This window comes from Peribacillus sp. SIMBA_075 (assembly GCF_046534585.1).
The window spans coordinates 1-338 of the sequence record NZ_JAWRYN010000264.1 but is presented as its reverse complement, the minus strand read 5'-3'; the positions used below and the strand labels follow the sequence as shown (position 1 = coordinate 338).

Genomic DNA, 338 nt, shown 5'->3' with positions numbered 1-338 from the left:
ACTTTTATTCCACGTTCACGAGCTGTTTCTGCATATTCAAACATATAATCCGGAGTCCGATGAGCGGATACAACTTTTTTCTCATACGGTATATTTAATTCATCTAAAATGTCACAAGCATATTTCATTGTTTCCCAGTCTGACGTGCTTCCCATTATGACTCCAACTAGTGATTTCATATTAGAATCCCCCCGATTCAAATAAAAAAAGCCTGAAATAGAACAGTTTCTCTTTTACTATGAGAGAAAGTGCTCTACTCAGGCATACGTATCCCTTGTGAATAGAAAAATACCGAGTGACTTTCCCTCATAGTCTAACGAATAACGGTCGTTAGGTAG

General features: G+C 37.6%; 1 protein-coding gene. It reads right to left on the bottom strand.

What is annotated here, in order from left to right:
* On the bottom strand, nt 1-179 hold a 179-nt coding region (locus SB775_RS28170; protein ID WP_410864464.1), incomplete at its 3' end, for an AIR carboxylase family protein.
* Nucleotides 180-338 lie beyond the last annotated feature (159 nt).